Below are 15,708 nucleotides of genomic sequence, written 5' to 3'. Positions count from 1 at the left end.
CGCCGCTCGCAGCAACGGCGGGCGTCCAGGGACCGTCGATGAAGGGACTTTACTCGACGGCTTCCACGCCAATGAGGAACGGCGGCTTATGTTCAGGGTTTAGGACCAATGCGTCGATGCTTCGGACTTCAGTCCCAATTGCGGGTCCGAGGAGAAGGAGACAGTCTGCCTTTCGCACCGGCTAAGCCCTCCACCAAGGTACCTGACAGCCGGGAGCACAGCCCGGCCTGCTCGCCAAGTGCCGAACCTACCGCCAAAAGCAGGCCGGGCTCCTTCTGTCGATAGTCAAGATCGTCGCCCAACAGGGAAAATGACCAGCTACAAGGTGGAGGAAATCCTGGGCGAGAGAATTATCGGCACGCACGAGGTGGCGGCTTCAAGTCCCGCAGGGGCTGCCAGACGGGCAACCGGTCATCCGATGCAACCCCGCATTCCAGGCGCGCTGTTCGTTCGGGTCACCAGAGAGGACGGCACGGTCGCCGAATTCAGCTTCGCGGGATTTCCTTGTTGAACCCGGATGCCGTCGGATAGGACGGCACGAGTGGCGTTTCTTGCGACTATGGCCGGTGTCTACGCCGACCCATTGGCGCGGTTCGGCATTGAAGGAACCCGCTCGCTCTGACCCTTTGTATTCACGTGAATTCCGAAGCTCGTCGATGAATCGTTTCGACGCGACTTGCACCAGAATTGCGTTAGCGTCCCAGCGGCTGTCTGGATGCCGAAACCAATTCGTCCTCATCCCTGATCCCGGCCATGTAATTCGCGATTATGCGGGATGAAATCGCTTCACGTTGCTGGGCCGATCGGGCGTCGAGCTTCAGCCTGTCGAACACGCGGCCAAGCAGGGCCACTTCGGAGGAATCGAAGACGCCAGCCTCCTGAGCTTTCTGACGAATCGGCATGAGTTCCTCCCTTTCAGATAAATAAGCAACAACTGATGCAAGGGGCAATCTCAAGCCCTGATATATCCACACCGAGGAACGGTCAGGCGGCCAACATAGGTCCTGAAGCGTGAAAGCGGCTACCGCATTGGACAGGCCGAAGATGCAGTCCTGCACCCGGCGAGCCGCTCCCGGATGTCGCTCTTGCGATATCGGCTTTAAGCGGCGCACGACAAACTCGAACACCATATCCGCATTTGCCGAAACGCCGATCGGGAATTAGCGGCAGACGCATCGAAGCGGCGACTGAAATGGTGCCCCTAGCCGGGATCGAACCAGCACTCCTTGCGGAACTCGATTTTGAGTCGAGCGCGTCTACCAATTCCGCCATAGGGGCTCAGGCCGGGCGGCCTGGATGGCGCGGACTATACGGTTGGAGGCCTGTTCGTCAACTGGCCTGTTGCCGATAGCCTGCGGAGCCGCGACCAAACCGCCCCTTTCGGTTTCCTGCGGGCACTGCCATTGTGCGGCGCGGAAAATCTTTCTAGACAGGCGTCGTGTCGAAGCGCCTGGCGTCCGGAAGAAGGAACGCGGCGCGCTTCGGGTCTTGGTTTCACGCATGCACCTGTTTCATCCATGCCCCTGGTTTTCTGCCTGCCCTTATGCCGGCCACGCCGTGCATGTGGGCGCCGTGCGGTAGGCATTTACGACATTAGGAGAGCCGATGCTTCGCGGACTGTACGACTGGACCTTGTCGCTGGCGGCGCGCAAATCCGCCGAATGGTGGCTGGCCTTCATCGCCTTCGTCGAGAGTTCCGTGTTCCTGGTGCCGGCCGACGTGCTCTATCTGCCGATGGCACTGTCGCGGCCTGATCGCGCCTATCGCTATGCGCTGATCGCCACCGTCGCCTCCGTGCTGGGCGGCATCGCCGGCTGGTTCATCGGCCACTACGCCTACGACGCGCTGGCGCGGCCCATCCTCGAATTCTACGGCAAGTATGACGAGTTCGAGGCGCTGCGCGTCTCTTCGGGCATCGGCTTCATCATCTTGATGCTGATCACCTCGGGCGCCGCCCATCTGCCGCCGATCAAGGTGGTGACGATCCTTTCGGGGGTCATCGGCGTCAATCTTTTGCTGTTCATCGCGCTGGCAATCGTGGCGCGCGGCGGGCGCTTCCTGCTTCTGGCCTGGCTGCTGCGCCGCTATGGCGAGCCGATCCGCGAGTTCATCGAAAAGCGCCTCGGCCTGATCGCGGGTGCGGCGGCAGCCGCCCTGATTTTGCTCTATATCCTGGTCAAATACGCCTTCTGATTCATGTCGCCCAAACCGCGCGGCGGCGTGGCGACATGGACCACAAGACCGGGCGAGCGGCGAACATAACGGACGAAAGACCCCATGACTGCGACCATGACTGCCAACACCGGACGCCAGCGGACCATGACGGCCCTGTTCCTTGCCGTAGCCATGGCCGCCACTGTCGGCTCCGCGCTCGCCTTCCAGTACATTGGCGGCTACATCCCTTGCCATCTCTGCCTGGAACAGCGCACGCCCTACTATATCGGCGTGCCGCTGATGCTGCTGGCGCTGCTTGCATCGGCGCTGCACGCGCCGGCATGGGTGGTGCGCGGCTTGCTGGCCATCGGCGGCCTGCTGATGCTCTATGGGCTGTATCTCGGCATCTATCACGCCGGCGTGGAGTGGGCCTGGTGGCAGGGCCCGGCCGATTGCACCGCGGGCGGAGGCCCGGTCGACACCGGCGGCAAAGGCGTGCTCGACGCGCTCGACAAATTCGTGCCCCCCTCCTGCGACAAGGCCGCGCTTCGCATTCTCGGCCTGTCGCTCGCCGGCTGGAACGCCATCGCCAGCCTTGTCCTCGCGGCCGTGGCCTTCCGCAGCGCTCTTTCGCGCGACTGAGTTCAACCGAACGGCACGACAAGAGTTCGAGCAGAAATCCGGCGGGCCGAGTCGGATAGCGCGGCTTTCGACGTCCGAGCCAGGTCGACCCCCACTCCGTCTCGGCTTCGCCGAGCCACCTCTCCCCCGATCGACGGGGGAGAGGAATGGCGCGAACCTATTGCCTCAGGCTCCTTTCCTCTCCCTCCGGAGGGGGGAGAGGTGGCGCTGCGAAGCAGCGACGGAGTGGGGGAAGCCGGTCCTCAAAACGCGAAGCCGCTGATAAGTGAGCGCGGCCGAGCTGGTCCGATATTAGGGTATGTCAGACTATCATGGAGACAATCGCTTCAGACGGCCAGCGTCCCGAATTCTCGGACGATCTCAGGGTTCGAGTTCGACATCCCAGTACAGATAATCCATCCAGCTTTCATGCAGATGGTTGGGCGGGAACAGACGGCCGTTATTGTGCAGGTCGTGCACCGTCGGCTGGTAGGGCTTCTGCAACGGCCACATCTTGGCATGGGCCGGCATCATGCCACCTTTCCTGAGATTGCAGGGGGAACAGGCGGCCACGACATTCTCCCACGTCGTAGCACCCCCGCGGTGGCGGGGGATGACGTGATCGAAGGTCAGATCGTCGGGCGTGCCGCAATATTGGCACTGGAAGCGGTCACGCAGGAAGACATTGAAGCGTGTGAAGGCGGGATGCCGCGACGGCTTCACATAGGCCTTCAGGCTGACGACGCTCGGCAGCTTCATCGAGAAGGTCGGCGAGGACACCGCGTGCTCGTATTCGGCGACGATGTTCACCCGTTCGAGGAACACCGCCTTGATGGCGTCCTGCCACGACCAGAGCGACAGGGGGTAATAGCTGAGCGGACGGTAATCCGCATTCAGCACCAGCGCTGGAAGCCCATCCGGAGATACGGCAACCGTCACGTCGTTGGCCTCCTTGGTTCTCTAACCTGAATGGCGCGGATACTGTAAGCCCGACATGACAGGGATGTGAAGCGGATTGTCACGCGTCCGAAGGCACAAAAAAACGAGATTTTGATGCTTTTTCGCGCTTTCAGGCAGGGGGTGCGGCATCCCTGCCCTTCAATTCGCGATAATAGGACCAGAAAAGCCGCGATGCGACACCTCTCCATGGGCTCCATGATTCGGCGAGTTGGATCAGTGTTTTCTCCTGCGGACGCGGGTCGATGCCGAGCGCATGGCCGACGGCGGTCTGGAGCGCGACATCGCGCGCCGGGAAGATGTCGGGATGGCCTGCGGCGAACAGCAGATACACCTGCGCCGTCCACGGACCGATACCGGGCACCGCCGTCATGGTCGTGATTGCCTCGCCGGCGTCAAGCGAACACAAATGATGAAGATCGAGGCCGTCCGCCACCGCCTGGGCGGCGGCGAGGAGGCCGCGTTGCTTGGGTCGCGACAGGCCCGCCTCGCGAAACATATCCTCGCCGGCGGCAAGGATCGCCAGCGGCGTCAGCGGGTCGACCAGTTTCGTCAGCCGGCCGAAGATCGCATCGGCGCTGGCGCGCGACACCTGCTGCGAGACGATGATCGAGGCAAGGCTCAAGAATCCCGGTTGGGAAAGCCGTAGCGGCACCTCGCCCGCCATGCCGCGGATCTTTTCCAGCCTTGGGTCGATCGCGCAAAGCGCGTCGAGTCCCCGGGCGATGTCGTCCAATGTGGCGATACGTTGCATGCTTTCTTGTTCCTGAACCGGCCGCACGGTAGCAATTGGCAAAACCGCCGCACAACCCGATTGCCGCTCAAGAGATGACACTCCTGACATTCCGTTTCGCGCCCAGTCCCAATGGCGAACTGCATCTCGGCCATGCCTTTTCGGCGCTGCTCAACCAGAAACTGGCGCGAGCGGTCGGCGGCCGCCTGCTGCTGCGCATCGAGGATATCGATACCACGCGCTGCTCGCCGGAATTCGAGGCGGGCATCTTTGCCGACCTGAAATGGCTCGGTCTTGCCTGGGAACAGCCTGTACGACGGCAATCCGAGCACTTCGCCTGTTATGAGACGGTGCTTGACCGGCTGATCCGGGAGGACCTCGTCTATCCCGCCTTCATGAGCAGAAGCGAAATCCGGGCTTTCATCGCCGACAGCGAAAAGCGCGACTGGCCGCGCGATCCCGATGGCGTGCCGGTCTATCCCGCCGTCGACAAGGCGCGGCCGGCGAAGGAACGCCGGCGCCGCATTGCCGAGGGCGCTCCCTTCGCCTGGCGGCTGGATGTCGATGCGGCGATGGCACGCGTCGGCAAGGATTTGTCATGGAACGAATTTTCAGACGAATCGCTTTCCGCGACGCGCGTCGTCGAGGCCCGCCCGTGCGATTGGGGCGACGTGATCGTGGCGCGCCGCGAAATCCCGACCAGCTATCATCTCGCCGTCGTCGTCGACGATGCGCTGCAGGGCGTCAGCCATGTCGTGCGCGGCCAGGATCTTTATTCCGCCACCGGGGTACAGCGGCTGCTTCAGGAACTGCTTGGCCTGCCGCAGCCAGCCTATTTCCATCACCGGCTGATCCTGGGACCCGACGGGCGCAAGCTGTCGAAAAGCCGGAAGGACACCGGCCTTGCCGTCTTGCGCGAAGCGGGCGTGTCGACTCACGATGTCAGGCGGATGGTCGGTCTCTGATGCAGGCGAAGGCCGAAGAGGCAGTTTGCGGAAAAGGCGGCCGGTTGAATTCCGGTGATGCATGGATCAATCGTTTCGTTTTGCGCGCCGGCTTGAACCGGACTAGAGCTTCGCCACGGCTCAATTCTCGTCAAGCGCGGTCCCCGGAAAATGCACAGCGTCAAGCGGCTCATCCCCGCCACTTTCGTCGTCCTGTGGGCGACCGGCTTCATCGGCGCCCGCTATGCTATGCCGTGGGCCGAACCGTTTACGTTCCTGGCTGCGCGCTTCGTCCTGGCGGCGGCGTTGTTCGCCGGCCTGGTGGTCGTGCTTGGCTCCAAGAGAGCCTCCCGCGAAGAGGCATTGCACGCCACCGGGGCCGGCATTCTGATGCATGGCGTCTATCTCGGCGCGGTCTTCTGGGCTATCCACAGGGGCATGCCCGCCGGGCTGTCGGCGCTGATTGTCGGCCTGCAGCCGCTGATCACGGCGGTGCTCGCCGGCAAGTTTCTCGGCGAGGCGATCCTGCCGCGCCATTGGGCCGGCCTCGCGGTCGGCCTGGCCGGCGTCGTCATCGTGCTCTGGCCAAAGCTCGGCGCGCTCGGCGGCGGCGTGACGTCAGCCACGCTGACCGCCTCGCTGGTCTCGGTGCTCGGCATGAGCGCCGGCACGATATGGCAGAAGCGTTTTGCTTCCGGCGGCGACCTCGTCGCCGCGACCATGTGGCAATATGTCGGCGGCGCTTCGGTGATGATCGTGGCTTCACTGGCCTTCGAGACCCACACGGTCGTCATCAACGGCGAATTGATCTTCGCCATGGCCTGGCTGGTGCTGGTGCTGTCGATCGGCGCCATCTTCCTTCTGATGGTGATGATCCGCGACGGCGAGATGTCGAAGGTCGCTTCGCTGTTCTATCTGGTGCCGGCGGTGACGGCCGTCATCGCCTGGGCCTTGTTCGACGAGCAGCTCAACGCGCTTCAGATTGCCGGCATGGCGATCACGACCTTCGGTGTCGGTCTGGCAACGGCGCGGCAGACCAAGGGAAGAATTGTAGAAATGAGGAATTGAGGAATTGAGGAATTGAGGAATTGAGGAAAATGGTGCCATCTGGCGCTGGGGGCTTCTTCTTCAATTCTCCAATTCTCCAATTCTCCAGTTCTTCAATTCAGCCGGTCATCCCACCCGCGCGCGTGCCTCGAGATAGCGGCTGATTGCTGCGTTGAGTTCGCCGCCGAGAATGAAGATCGCGGACACGATGTAGAGAAAGACCACCGCGATCATGATCGAGGCAAGCCCGGCATAGGTCGTCACATAGGACGAGAAATGGTCGAGATAGGTGGCGAAAATGGTCGAGCCTATCAGCCATGCGGCGAGCGTGAAGACGATGCCGGGGATCAGCGAGACGAAACGGCGCTTGCCGGCCGGCAGCCAGTAATGCACTGAAAACAGACCGCCGACGATGACGGTCGAGGCGATGACGTAGCGCCACAGCGTGATGGTGCCCGTATAGGGTTTTATCCACTCGAAATGCGCCTCGGCCAGCCGCGCCAGCAATGGCGCGAAGACCAGGAGCACGCTGATCGCCAGGAAGCCTGCCGTGGCGATCAGCACGAAGAAGATGCTCTGCACGCGGCGATAGATGATGCCGCGCGTCTCGGTGACGCGATAGGCCCGGTTGAGCGAGGTGCGCAGCGCCTCGATGCCGTTCGAGGCGAAATAGGCGGCCAGCAGCACACCGTAGGTGAGCAGGTCCGATCGTCGCACGGTGAGCACGTTCAGCACCTCTCGCGCGATCGGTTTGGCGATTTGCTCCGGCCAGGTGTCGAAGACCAGGTGCACGGCCGTGTCGGCGAAGGCTTGCGCGCCGAGGAAGCTCGCCAGCGTGGTGGCGAAGATCAGGAACGGAAACAGCGCCATCAGCGAGGTGATTGCCAGATGGCTGGCCATCGCCCAGCCGTCATCGGTGTTGAAATGACCGATCGCGTCGTAGAGCACGCGGCGCAGGGCGACGATATTCCGCAACAAGAACCGCGCTCCCCTTCGATTGTCTCGACGCCGCGAATATGGGAAGGGAATGCGGCAAATGGCAACCCTTGGTCATAAGACGAATCCGTCGGCACGCGCGTTGCGCGTCATCATCGTCACCGGCGCGTCGTCCGGCATAGGCGCTTATTGCGCGCGGGCGCTCAAGGCGGAAGGCTGGCGGGTGTTCGCCACGGCGCGCAAGCCCGAAGACATCGCGGCCCTGGAAAAAGAGGGAATCGAGGCGTTCTATCTCGACTATCGCGAACCTGCCTCCATCGGAGCGCTTGCGGCTTCAGTGCTGGAGCGGACCGGCGGCAGGATCGATGCTCTGTTCAACAACGGCGCCTATGCGCAAGCGGGCGCGGTCGAGGATCTGCCGGTGGCCGCCTTGCGGGAGCAGTTCGAGGCCAATTTCTTCGGCTGGCACGACCTGACCGGCCGGGTGGTGCCTGTGATGCGCCGCCAGGGCGGTGGCCGGATCGTTCATTGCTCGTCGATCCTTGGCCTGGTGCCGGTACGTTTTCGCGGCGCCTATTCGGCATCCAAACACGCTTTGGAGGCGCTGATGCTCTGTCAGCGCCAGGAACTGGCCGGCAGCGGCGTGCATGTCTCGCTGATCGAGCCGGGGCCGGTGAAATCGAAGATCGCCAGCAACGGACTCGCCTGGTTTCTCAGGAATATCGACCATGAGAATTCCGTGCATCGCGCGGACTATGAGGCGCAGTTGGAACGGATGCGCACCGGCGGCAGCCAATCGGCGCTGAAGCCCGGGCCGGAAGTGGTCCACAAGGCGCTTCGCCATGCACTTCTGTCGCGGCGCCCGCGCCCGCACTATGTGGTAACAGTGCCCGCCAAGGTCGGCGCCACGCTCAAACGCATCCTTCCGGCATCGATGCTTCACCGCCTGCTCGCCAAACGCGCCTGAACAAGAAAAGGACTGGAAACGCAAATGGCATCCGTCTTCAACATCCTTGCCATCCTGGTCATGGTCGCCGTGGTGATCGTGCTGGTCCGGGGCCTGATCAACATGATGCGCGGCGGTTCCGGCATGACCTCCAACAAGCTGATGCAGACGCGCGTCGTGCTGCAGGCCGTGGCGCTGGCGCTGATCCTGCTGGCCGTGTATTTCACCCGCAAATGAGGACACCGGCCGTTCGGGAGGCGACGTGGTCAAGCTCAACAAGATCTACACCCGCACCGGCGACAACGGCACCACCGGGCTCGGCACGGGTGAGCGGCGGCTGAAGTCCGATCTCAGGGTGGACGCCTACGGCACTGTCGACGAAGCCAACGCCTGCATTGGCATGGCTCGTGTTCACACCGCCCCAAGCCACCCGGCGATTGACGCCATGCTTGCCCGCATCCAGAACGATCTCTTCGACCTCGGCGCCGATCTGGCTGTGCCCGACGACGGCAAGCCGCTCGGCTACGAACCGCTGCGCATCATTGCCGCGCAGACCGAGCGCGTCGAACACGACATCGATCTCCTCAACAACGACCTCCAGCCGCTCAAATCCTTCGTGCTGAACGGCGGCACGCCGGCCGCCGCTGCGCTCCATCTCGCCCGCACGGTGGCGCGGCGGGCCGAGCGGCTGATGGTGGCGCTCGCACAGCATCCTGGTGAGCACGTCAACCGCGACGGGCTGAAATACATCAACCGCGTCTCCGATTTCCTGTTCGTCGCCGCCAGGGCGGTCAATGACAATGGAAATGCCGACGTGTTATGGGTTCCTGGCAAGAACCGCTGAACTATGCCAAGGCGGGAGAGGCCAGGCACCTATGTTCATCCCGCTCTACGACACCAACAGGCTGCGGCACATCAGGCTGCAATATGTGACGATCGCCCTGATCCTGGCCAACGCGCTGGTCTATTGCGCCACCGCGCTCGGGGGCGAGAATTTCACCAATGCCGCCGTGCTCGGCCTCGGCTTCATCCCCTCCGTGGTGCATGACACGGCAGAGCTCGACCCGCGCTTTATCGTCATTCCCGAAAGCCTGAGCTATCTCACTTACTCATTCCTGCATGCCGACATTTTCCACCTTGGCGGCAACATGCTGTTCCTGTGGGTGTTCGGCGACAATGTCGAGGACGCGCTCGGCCATATCCGCTATCTCATCTTCTACCTCCTGTGCGCCATCGCCGGAGCCGCCTTCCAGGGCCTCATCGCGTGGGACTCGCAGGTGCCGCTGATCGGCGCCTCCGGCGCCATCGCCGGCGTGGTCGTCGCCTACCTGATCCTCTATCCCAGGGTGAAGGTCTGGGTGCTGGCCTTTGCCCGCATTCCGCTGCGCATCCCGGCCTTCATCCCGCTCCTCCTGTGGGTGCTGTTCCAGATCGTCATGTTCGCCGCCGGTGGCGAGGACCAGATTTCCTGGGCCTGCCACATAGGCGGCATCATCGCCGGCGCCGTGCTGGTGCTCGTGCTGCGCAGCCGCGGCGTGCCGCTTTTTGCGGGCGCGGACGAAGAGGCCGCACCCGCCGACCAGCCCGCCATCGCCGTAGATCCGGCCGTAAACGAGCCGATTGCCGCGCAGCCCGTGCCACGCTGGGGTCGGGGAAGTGCCCCCGGCCCCGACTGAACCGATTGAGTGAATTGCCCGACGCCGTGGCATATTGACGTGCGGGTTCGCCGCAACTACGGAAGCGTTTCCGCCCGCCTTTGGCGGTTGAAGAGCAGAATTTCCATCCGGAATGTCGGCTTTCGACAACTCTGACAGGGTTCACGCTGGTATAGCGCGCCCCAACTATCTCAAGAGAGGTGACAGGAAAATGAAGATCCTTGTGCCCGTGAAGCGGGTTGTGGATGCGAATGTGAAGGTTCGCGTCAAGGCTGACGGTTCGGCGGTGGAATTGGCCAACGTCAAGATGGCGATGAACCCATTCGACGAGATCGCGGTGGAAGAGGCGATCCGGCTCAAGGAAGCCGGCAAGGCCGAAGAGATCATCGTCGTGTCGATCGGCCCGCAGCAGGCGCAGGAGACGCTTCGCACCGCGCTCGCCATGGGCGCCGACCGCGCCATCCTGGTCAAGACCGACGAGCAGACAGAGCCACTGGGCGTCGCCAAGGTGCTGAAGGGCGTGGTCGAGGCCGAGCAGCCCGGCCTTGTCATCCTCGGCAAGCAGGCGATCGACGATGATTCCAACCAGACCGGCCAGATGCTCGCAGCCCTTCTCGGCTGGGCGCAGGGCACGTTTGCTTCCAAGGTGGTGCTGGAGGGCGACAAGGCCAGGGTGACGCGCGAGGTCGACGGCGGCCTGCAGACGGTTGAGCTGAAGATGCCGGCGATCGTCACTGCCGACCTTCGCCTCAACCAGCCGCGCTATGCATCGCTGCCCAACATCATGAAGGCCAAGAAGAAGCCGCTCGACGAGAAGAGCCCGGCCGACTACGGCGCTGACGTCAAGCCGCGGCTGAAGGTCATCAAGACCGAAGAGCCGGGCGGCCGCAAGGCGGGCGTCAAGGTCAAGAGCGTCGCCGAGCTCATCGACAAGCTGAAGAACGAAGCCGGCGTGCTCTGAGATCGGAAGGAACAGATAAATGACCATTCTCCTCATCGCCGAACACGACAACGCAACCCTTTCCGACCAGACCGCCAAGGCGCTGTCGGCCGCGCTGCAGATCGGCTCGGACGTGCATGTGCTGGTGGCCGGCAAGAACGCCAAGGGCGCAGCTGATGCCGCCGCCAAGCTGAAGGGCGTGAGCAAGGTGCTGCTGGCCGAAGCCTACGAGCTTGCCGAGCGTCTCGCCGAGCCGACCGCGGCGCTCGTCGTGTCGCTGGCCGGCTCCTATGACACCATCGTCGCGCCGGCAACCTCGTCGGGCAAGAACGTCGCGCCGCGCGTAGCCGCTTTGCTCGACGTGGCGCAGGTCTCCGAGATCATCGAAGTGGTCTCGCCGGACACCTTCAAGCGGCCGATCTATGCCGGCAACGCCATCCAGACGGTACAGTCGACCGATGCCACGAAGGTCATTACCGTGCGCACCGCCTCCTTCCAGGCGGCGCCCGAGGGCGGTTCGGCCGCTGTCGAAACCGTCAGCGCTGCGGCCAATCCTGGCCTCTCCTCCTTCGTCGAGAACAAGCTATCGGAGACCGATCGTCCGGAACTGACCTCGGCCAAGATCATCATCTCGGGCGGCCGCGCGCTCGGCTCCTCGGAGAAGTTCCAGGAGGTCATCCTGCCGGTCGCCGACAAGCTCGGCGCTGCCGTCGGCGCATCCCGCGCCGCCGTCGATGCCGGTTATGCGCCGAATGACTGGCAGGTCGGCCAGACCGGCAAGGTCGTCGCCCCCGACCTCTACATCGCCGTCGGCATCTCCGGCGCCATCCAGCACCTCGCCGGCATGAAGGATTCGAAGGTCATCGTCGCCATCAACAAGGACGAGGAAGCGCCGATCTTCCAGGTTGCCGACTATGGCCTCGTCGGCGATCTGTTCGTTGTCCTGCCGGAGTTGCAGAAGGCGCTTTGACGCCCTGCCGCAAAGCGTATTAAATTGTGAGGGGTGGGGTAGACGAAGTCGCCCCACCCTTTTAGTTTGCACCGCACAAAAAGCAGGCCGCAAAGGCCTTTTTCGACGGGATCGGTGTAATGAGCAAGATCGAAACGATCGGCATCATCGGCGCGGGCCAGATGGGCGGCGGCATCGCCCATGTCTCCGCACTTTCGGGCTACAAGGTGCTGATCTACGATATATCGCCCGACCGTATCGAGAAGGGCATCGCCACTGTCAGCGGCAACATGGCCCGCCAGGTGGGGTCCGGCAAGCTCGACGAGAAGCTCCGCAACCAGGCGATGGCGCGCATCGCGGCGGCGCCATCCATGGCCGATCTCGCCGGTGCCGACCTGGTCATCGAGGCAGCGACCGAGGACGAGACGGTCAAGCGCAAGATCTACGCCCAGCTTTGTCCGCAGCTCAATCCCGAGGCCATACTGGCGACCAATACCTCGTCGATCTCGATCACGCGGCTAGCCGCGCAGACCGACCGCCCCGAGCGCTTCATCGGCATCCATTTCATGAACCCGGTTCCCCTGATGAAGCTGGTCGAACTGGTGCGCGGCATCGCCACCGAGGACCAGACCTTCGAGGCGGCAAAGACCTATGTGAAGCAGCTCGACAAGACGATCACGGTCTCGGAGGATTTTCCGGCCTTCATCGTCAACCGCATCCTTTTGCCGATGATCAACGAGGCGATCTACACGCTCTATGAGGGCGTCGGCACGGTCGATGCCATCGACACCGCCATGCGGCTCGGCGCCAACCATCCGATGGGGCCGCTGCAGCTGGCCGATTTCATCGGCCTGGACACCTGCCTGTCAATCATGCAGGTGCTGCATGACGGCCTGTCGGATTCGAAGTACCGCCCCTGCCCGTTGCTGGTCAAATATGTCGAGGCCGGCTGGCTCGGCCGCAAGACCGGCCGCGGCTTCTACGATTATCGCGGCGAGCATCCGGTTCCGACACGCTGACCCGCCAGACTGATCACGGCCTGGCCGCGCGGGTTTACGACGCGGCGGCCAGGGGCGTGGGCGTCTCGATTTCGACCCTGTCGTCCTTCGCATCGGTCTCCGGCGCCATGGACACGCATCCGCGACCGGCAGCCTTGGCCACGTAGCAGGCGGCGTCTGCCCTGGCGATGATCTCGTCGACCGCGCCGCAATCTGCGTTGATAGGAGCCAGTCCGATGCTGGCGCCGATCGAATGAGGACGGCCTTCCCAGGTGAAGTCGAGGCCCTGTATCGCATCGATGATGGATCGCGCCGCGATTCTGGCCCCGGCAGCCGAGCCCGACTTCAGAATGACCGCGAATTCGTCGCCGCCCAGACGCGCGACCATGTCCTGCGGACCAAGCACGCCACGCACGGCCTCGGCAACGCGCTTGAGCAATGCGTCTCCCGCCGCGTGGCCGCCTGTGTCGTTGACCAGTTTGAAATGATCGAGGTCGATGAACATGAACTGATGTCCGATCCCCTCCTTGCGGGCCTGATCGACCAGTTCTTCCATGGCGCGGATGAAACTCGCGCGGTTGGCAAGGCCGGTCAGCGCATCATGCGCGGCGGCGTGGGCAAGCTGGCGCTGCAGCGCCCGCGCATCGGTGAAGTCCTGAAAGACGATGACCAGTCCGCAGAATTCGTTGCGTTCGTTCATGATCGGCGACACGACCTGCCGGATGCTGCAGCGCGTCTCGTCGCGCCGGATGAGGACGGCGCGGCTGTTCTGGTCATCGGCTCCCTGGCCGCCGATCGCAGGCCGCGCCACGCCGATCCTGTGGCCGGTCTCCTCGTCGACCGCCCAATAGACATGGCCGAGCGTCTTGCCGAGGGCATCATTGCAAGAGACACCGGTCAGCTTTTCGGCGACAGGATTCATGAAGGTGACGCGGTTGGCGGCATCGGTGCAGATGACGGCATCGCCGATCGACTGGAGCGTCACTTTGAGGCGCTCCTTTTCGTCGGCCAGCATGGCCGCCGACACGGCGAGGCGCTCCTCCGCCTGCTTGCGCCGGGTGATGTCGGTCAGGCTGCCTATCGCCCTGATCAGCCGCCCCTCTTCGTCGCGCTCGATCGCCTTGCCGCGGTCGAGGAACCAGAGCCAGCGGCCATCCTTGTGGCGCATCCTGAATTCGGCCTCGAAGAACGGCGTGCGGCCTTCGAGATGGGCGCGGTCCGCCTCGGCCACGGCTTCGCGATCGTCGGGATGTATCATCGCCAGCCAGTGATCGGGGTCACCGTCGAGTTCCCCGTCGGCATAACCAGCATCTTGACCCAGGTCGAGGAATAGTTAGTGCCGCCCCTGCGCTTGTCGAAGTCCCAGACGCCCTGGCCGGCGCCGGCCAATGCAAAGTTCCAGCGCGTTTCGGCCTCGGCGATCCGCGCCTCGGCCTGTTTGCGCGCATCGATGTCCTCTATCTGCGAGACGAGATACAGCGGCCGGCCGCTATTCCCGTCGCGAATGACGGAGCCGGCCAGCCGGGCCCAGACGGGCGTGCCGTCCTTCTTGAGATAGCGCTTCTCGAAATGAAAGGAATCGATCTTGCCGGCCTTCAGGTCTTCCATCGTCTCCCGCCCGATCTCCAGATCGTCGGCATGCGTGAGCTGGAAGAAGGTCAACGCCTCGATCTCGTCGCGGCGGTAGTCGAGCATGGCAGCGAAAGCCGGGTTGGCCTCAAGAATGCGCCCGTCGAGGCCGACGATGGCGACGCCGATGGAGGAATCCTCCATGGCACGGCGGAAGCGCTGCTCGCTCTCGGCGATCTGGCGGCGGTCCTTGCGGATGACGCGCGCGAACATGCAGGCCAGGAGAAGTGCGCCGGCTGCCACACCGACCGACGCCTGCACACATAATTCGAGCGTCTCGGCGCCGGGATCCAGCCGCGACAGCAGGATCGATGCCGTCATCGCCGCTGTCCCGCCCACGAGCAGAGCCAACCCCGCACGTCTGTGCGGCGCCGGCCCGATGATCCTTCGCATTGCCACGATTTGTACCACCCCGTGGGCAATCGCATTTCCCGTGAAAATCCTGACGGATCGATTTTAAGGAAAGGTTGCGTCGGGTATCGGCGATGCCGCCGGCCGGCAAACATTTGCCGGCATGATTAAGGATCGGTATGCGCGGGATGCAGCAGCGGGCGTCGCGCTACCAGCGCACGAAAAACCGGCCGCCGAGCGCGCCGAGCAGCGCCAGCGCGGCGATCGCGATCGTATACCAGGTGGCGACGAAAAGCGGCGAATCATCAAAGCAATGCGCGGCATAGAAGGTTGCCGCCAGCCCGCCGGCGAGCAGGCCCGCGGCCGTGCCGGCCAGCACCGGCCGTGTCGGCGCGCCATAGCGCAGCATCCACAGGAAGATGGCAAGCGGGCCGATGCCGATCAGCGGGATGAGCCCCATGCAGACCATCATGTTGGAACCGACGAGACGCCTGCCCCAGTCGGCCTCGGGCACGGCGTAAAGCTCCAGCACCACGGCCACTGCCACGAGCACGGGCGCAGCCGCCATCCAGGCCGCCGCCTTGCCTGTCGATGCTCCCGGTGTCGACAATGTCCTGACGAAGGCGAAGGCGCTGGCGGCGAGCACGATGGTGAACAGGAACTTCGAAAGAAAGCGCATCGTATGTGCGGCAGCCATGAAGTCGGGGCGCGGACCGATCGTCATCATGAAAACCGCGCCCGCGATCACGGCGGCCACACCGGCAGCCAGCCACCAGGCCGAGCGCAGCGGCATCGCCTTGCTGCGGGCGTCGGCATCAAGCGCCTTGATGAGATCTTCGGTCCTCATG

General features: G+C 63.6%; 19 protein-coding genes and 1 tRNA gene. 12 read left to right on the top strand and 8 right to left on the bottom strand.

Features of this window, described 5'->3' with window-relative positions; translation table 11 throughout:
* Positions 1-310 precede the first annotated feature (310 nt).
* Positions 311-511: a hypothetical protein gene (locus FJ972_RS07355; protein ID WP_140525443.1), complete on the top strand. Its 201-nt coding sequence runs from the start codon at positions 311-313 to the stop codon at positions 509-511.
* A gap of 181 nt (positions 512-692) precedes the next feature.
* Here FJ972_RS07355 and FJ972_RS30240 read toward each other — a convergent pair whose 3' ends face one another.
* Positions 693-1,130, bottom strand: coding sequence for a hypothetical protein (locus tag FJ972_RS30240; protein WP_318013596.1), 438 nt, complete (start codon positions 1,128-1,130; stop codon positions 693-695).
* A gap of 63 nt (positions 1,131-1,193) precedes the next feature.
* Positions 1,194-1,278 (bottom strand) — tRNA-Leu (locus FJ972_RS07345).
* 327 nt (positions 1,279-1,605) lie between these two features.
* On the opposite strand from FJ972_RS07345, the gene FJ972_RS07340 reads away from it, so the two are divergent.
* Both FJ972_RS07340 and FJ972_RS07335 read left to right on the top strand, forming a co-directional pair.
* Positions 1,606-2,193 (top strand): YqaA family protein, encoded by a 588-nt coding sequence (locus FJ972_RS07340; RefSeq protein WP_140500881.1) that lies wholly within the window; start codon positions 1,606-1,608, stop codon positions 2,191-2,193.
* 84 nt (positions 2,194-2,277) lie between these two features.
* A complete protein-coding gene (locus FJ972_RS07335) occupies positions 2,278-2,796 on the top strand; it encodes a disulfide bond formation protein B (RefSeq protein WP_140513858.1) in 519 nt (172 codons plus the stop codon).
* 360 nt (positions 2,797-3,156) lie between these two features.
* Here FJ972_RS07335 and FJ972_RS07330 read toward each other — a convergent pair whose 3' ends face one another.
* Positions 3,157-3,714, bottom strand: coding sequence for an HNH endonuclease (locus tag FJ972_RS07330; protein WP_023677956.1), 558 nt, complete (start codon positions 3,712-3,714; stop codon positions 3,157-3,159).
* Between the two features lie 130 nt (positions 3,715-3,844).
* Positions 3,845-4,486: a DNA-3-methyladenine glycosylase family protein gene (locus tag FJ972_RS07325; RefSeq protein WP_140500879.1), complete on the bottom strand. Its 642-nt coding sequence runs from the start codon at positions 4,484-4,486 to the stop codon at positions 3,845-3,847.
* 74 nt (positions 4,487-4,560) lie between these two features.
* On the opposite strand from FJ972_RS07325, the gene gluQRS reads away from it, so the two are divergent.
* The gene (gene gluQRS / locus FJ972_RS07320) at positions 4,561-5,430 is read left to right on the top strand and encodes a tRNA glutamyl-Q(34) synthetase GluQRS (RefSeq protein ID WP_140525442.1); all 870 of its coding nucleotides are present in this window, start codon (positions 4,561-4,563) and stop codon (positions 5,428-5,430) included.
* Between the two features lie 150 nt (positions 5,431-5,580).
* Complete coding sequence (locus FJ972_RS07315) at positions 5,581-6,477, top strand: DMT family transporter (protein WP_140513861.1); 897 nt, start codon at positions 5,581-5,583, stop codon at positions 6,475-6,477.
* A 105-nt stretch (positions 6,478-6,582) separates the two neighbouring features.
* On the opposite strand, the gene FJ972_RS07310 is transcribed toward FJ972_RS07315, so the two are convergent.
* Positions 6,583-7,434 (bottom strand): YihY/virulence factor BrkB family protein, encoded by an 852-nt coding sequence (locus tag FJ972_RS07310; RefSeq protein WP_140500876.1) that lies wholly within the window; start codon positions 7,432-7,434, stop codon positions 6,583-6,585.
* Between the two features lie 58 nt (positions 7,435-7,492).
* Here FJ972_RS07310 and FJ972_RS07305 point away from each other — a divergent pair, with 58 nt between their 5' ends.
* The 7 genes from FJ972_RS07305 (at position 7,493) to FJ972_RS07275 (ending at position 12,901) form a co-directional block, all read left to right on the top strand.
* Positions 7,493-8,359, top strand: a complete 867-nt coding sequence (locus tag FJ972_RS07305) for an SDR family oxidoreductase (protein WP_140500875.1) — start codon at positions 7,493-7,495, stop codon at positions 8,357-8,359.
* A 24-nt stretch (positions 8,360-8,383) separates the two neighbouring features.
* Complete coding sequence (locus tag FJ972_RS07300; RefSeq protein WP_140500874.1) at positions 8,384-8,575, top strand: twin transmembrane helix small protein; 192 nt, start codon at positions 8,384-8,386, stop codon at positions 8,573-8,575.
* 25 nt (positions 8,576-8,600) lie between these two features.
* Positions 8,601-9,182 carry a cob(I)yrinic acid a,c-diamide adenosyltransferase gene (locus tag FJ972_RS07295; RefSeq protein WP_140500873.1) on the top strand — a complete coding sequence of 194 codons (582 nt, stop codon included), beginning with the start codon at positions 8,601-8,603 and terminating at the stop codon, positions 9,180-9,182.
* 31 nt (positions 9,183-9,213) lie between these two features.
* On the top strand, positions 9,214-10,014 hold the full coding sequence (locus FJ972_RS07290; protein WP_140500872.1) for a rhomboid family intramembrane serine protease: 801 nt from the start codon (positions 9,214-9,216) through the stop codon (positions 10,012-10,014).
* 190 nt (positions 10,015-10,204) lie between these two features.
* A complete protein-coding gene (locus FJ972_RS07285; protein ID WP_140525441.1) occupies positions 10,205-10,954 on the top strand; it encodes an electron transfer flavoprotein subunit beta/FixA family protein in 750 nt (249 codons plus the stop codon).
* Between the two features lie 19 nt (positions 10,955-10,973).
* Positions 10,974-11,903, top strand: a complete 930-nt coding sequence (locus tag FJ972_RS07280) for an electron transfer flavoprotein subunit alpha/FixB family protein (RefSeq protein WP_140525440.1) — start codon at positions 10,974-10,976, stop codon at positions 11,901-11,903.
* A 119-nt stretch (positions 11,904-12,022) separates the two neighbouring features.
* Positions 12,023-12,901 (top strand): 3-hydroxybutyryl-CoA dehydrogenase, encoded by an 879-nt coding sequence (locus FJ972_RS07275; RefSeq protein WP_140500869.1) that lies wholly within the window; start codon positions 12,023-12,025, stop codon positions 12,899-12,901.
* A gap of 34 nt (positions 12,902-12,935) precedes the next feature.
* On the opposite strand, the gene FJ972_RS07270 is transcribed toward FJ972_RS07275, so the two are convergent.
* From FJ972_RS07270 to FJ972_RS07260, 3 genes are all read right to left on the bottom strand, one after another.
* On the bottom strand, positions 12,936-14,138 hold the full coding sequence (locus FJ972_RS07270; protein WP_246674213.1) for a diguanylate cyclase domain-containing protein: 1,203 nt from the start codon (positions 14,136-14,138) through the stop codon (positions 12,936-12,938).
* Positions 14,135-14,830 carry a PAS domain S-box protein gene (locus FJ972_RS07265; RefSeq protein ID WP_226880513.1) on the bottom strand — a complete coding sequence of 232 codons (696 nt, stop codon included), beginning with the start codon at positions 14,828-14,830 and terminating at the stop codon, positions 14,135-14,137. Before FJ972_RS07265 ends, FJ972_RS07270 begins: the two co-directional genes overlap by 4 nt.
* 238 nt (positions 14,831-15,068) lie before the next feature.
* Positions 15,069-15,707, bottom strand: a complete 639-nt coding sequence (locus FJ972_RS07260) for an NrsF family protein (RefSeq protein ID WP_140525439.1) — start codon at positions 15,705-15,707, stop codon at positions 15,069-15,071.
* Position 15,708: the final 1 nt, after the last annotated feature.

It is taken from the genome of Mesorhizobium sp. B2-1-1, assembly GCF_006442975.2.
GTDB lineage: Bacteria > Pseudomonadota > Alphaproteobacteria > Rhizobiales > Rhizobiaceae > Mesorhizobium.
Note: the sequence above shows the minus strand (reverse complement) of the source record. Positions and strands in the feature narration are given on the sequence as shown.

Coding starts and splice junctions, on each gene's coding strand:
- FJ972_RS07355 (WP_140525443.1), top strand. CDS start 311: ATGACCAGCTACAAGGTGGAGGAAATCCTGGGCGAGAGAATTATCGGC.
- FJ972_RS30240 (WP_318013596.1), bottom strand. CDS start 1,130: ATGGTGTTCGAGTTTGTCGTGCGCCGCTTAAAGCCGATATCGCAAGAG.
- FJ972_RS07340 (WP_140500881.1), top strand. CDS start 1,606: ATGCTTCGCGGACTGTACGACTGGACCTTGTCGCTGGCGGCGCGCAAA.
- FJ972_RS07335 (WP_140513858.1), top strand. CDS start 2,278: ATGACTGCGACCATGACTGCCAACACCGGACGCCAGCGGACCATGACG.
- FJ972_RS07325 (WP_140500879.1), bottom strand. CDS start 4,486: ATGCAACGTATCGCCACATTGGACGACATCGCCCGGGGACTCGACGCG.
- gluQRS (WP_140525442.1), top strand. CDS start 4,561: ATGACACTCCTGACATTCCGTTTCGCGCCCAGTCCCAATGGCGAACTG.
- FJ972_RS07315 (WP_140513861.1), top strand. CDS start 5,581: ATGCACAGCGTCAAGCGGCTCATCCCCGCCACTTTCGTCGTCCTGTGG.
- FJ972_RS07305 (WP_140500875.1), top strand. CDS start 7,493: ATGGCAACCCTTGGTCATAAGACGAATCCGTCGGCACGCGCGTTGCGC.
- FJ972_RS07300 (WP_140500874.1), top strand. CDS start 8,384: ATGGCATCCGTCTTCAACATCCTTGCCATCCTGGTCATGGTCGCCGTG.
- FJ972_RS07290 (WP_140500872.1), top strand. CDS start 9,214: ATGTTCATCCCGCTCTACGACACCAACAGGCTGCGGCACATCAGGCTG.
- FJ972_RS07285 (WP_140525441.1), top strand. CDS start 10,205: ATGAAGATCCTTGTGCCCGTGAAGCGGGTTGTGGATGCGAATGTGAAG.
- FJ972_RS07280 (WP_140525440.1), top strand. CDS start 10,974: ATGACCATTCTCCTCATCGCCGAACACGACAACGCAACCCTTTCCGAC.
- FJ972_RS07275 (WP_140500869.1), top strand. CDS start 12,023: ATGAGCAAGATCGAAACGATCGGCATCATCGGCGCGGGCCAGATGGGC.
- FJ972_RS07270 (WP_246674213.1), bottom strand. CDS start 14,138: ATGATACATCCCGACGATCGCGAAGCCGTGGCCGAGGCGGACCGCGCC.
- FJ972_RS07265 (WP_226880513.1), bottom strand. CDS start 14,830: ATGACGGCATCGATCCTGCTGTCGCGGCTGGATCCCGGCGCCGAGACG.
- FJ972_RS07260 (WP_140525439.1), bottom strand. CDS start 15,707: ATGAGGACCGAAGATCTCATCAAGGCGCTTGATGCCGACGCCCGCAGC.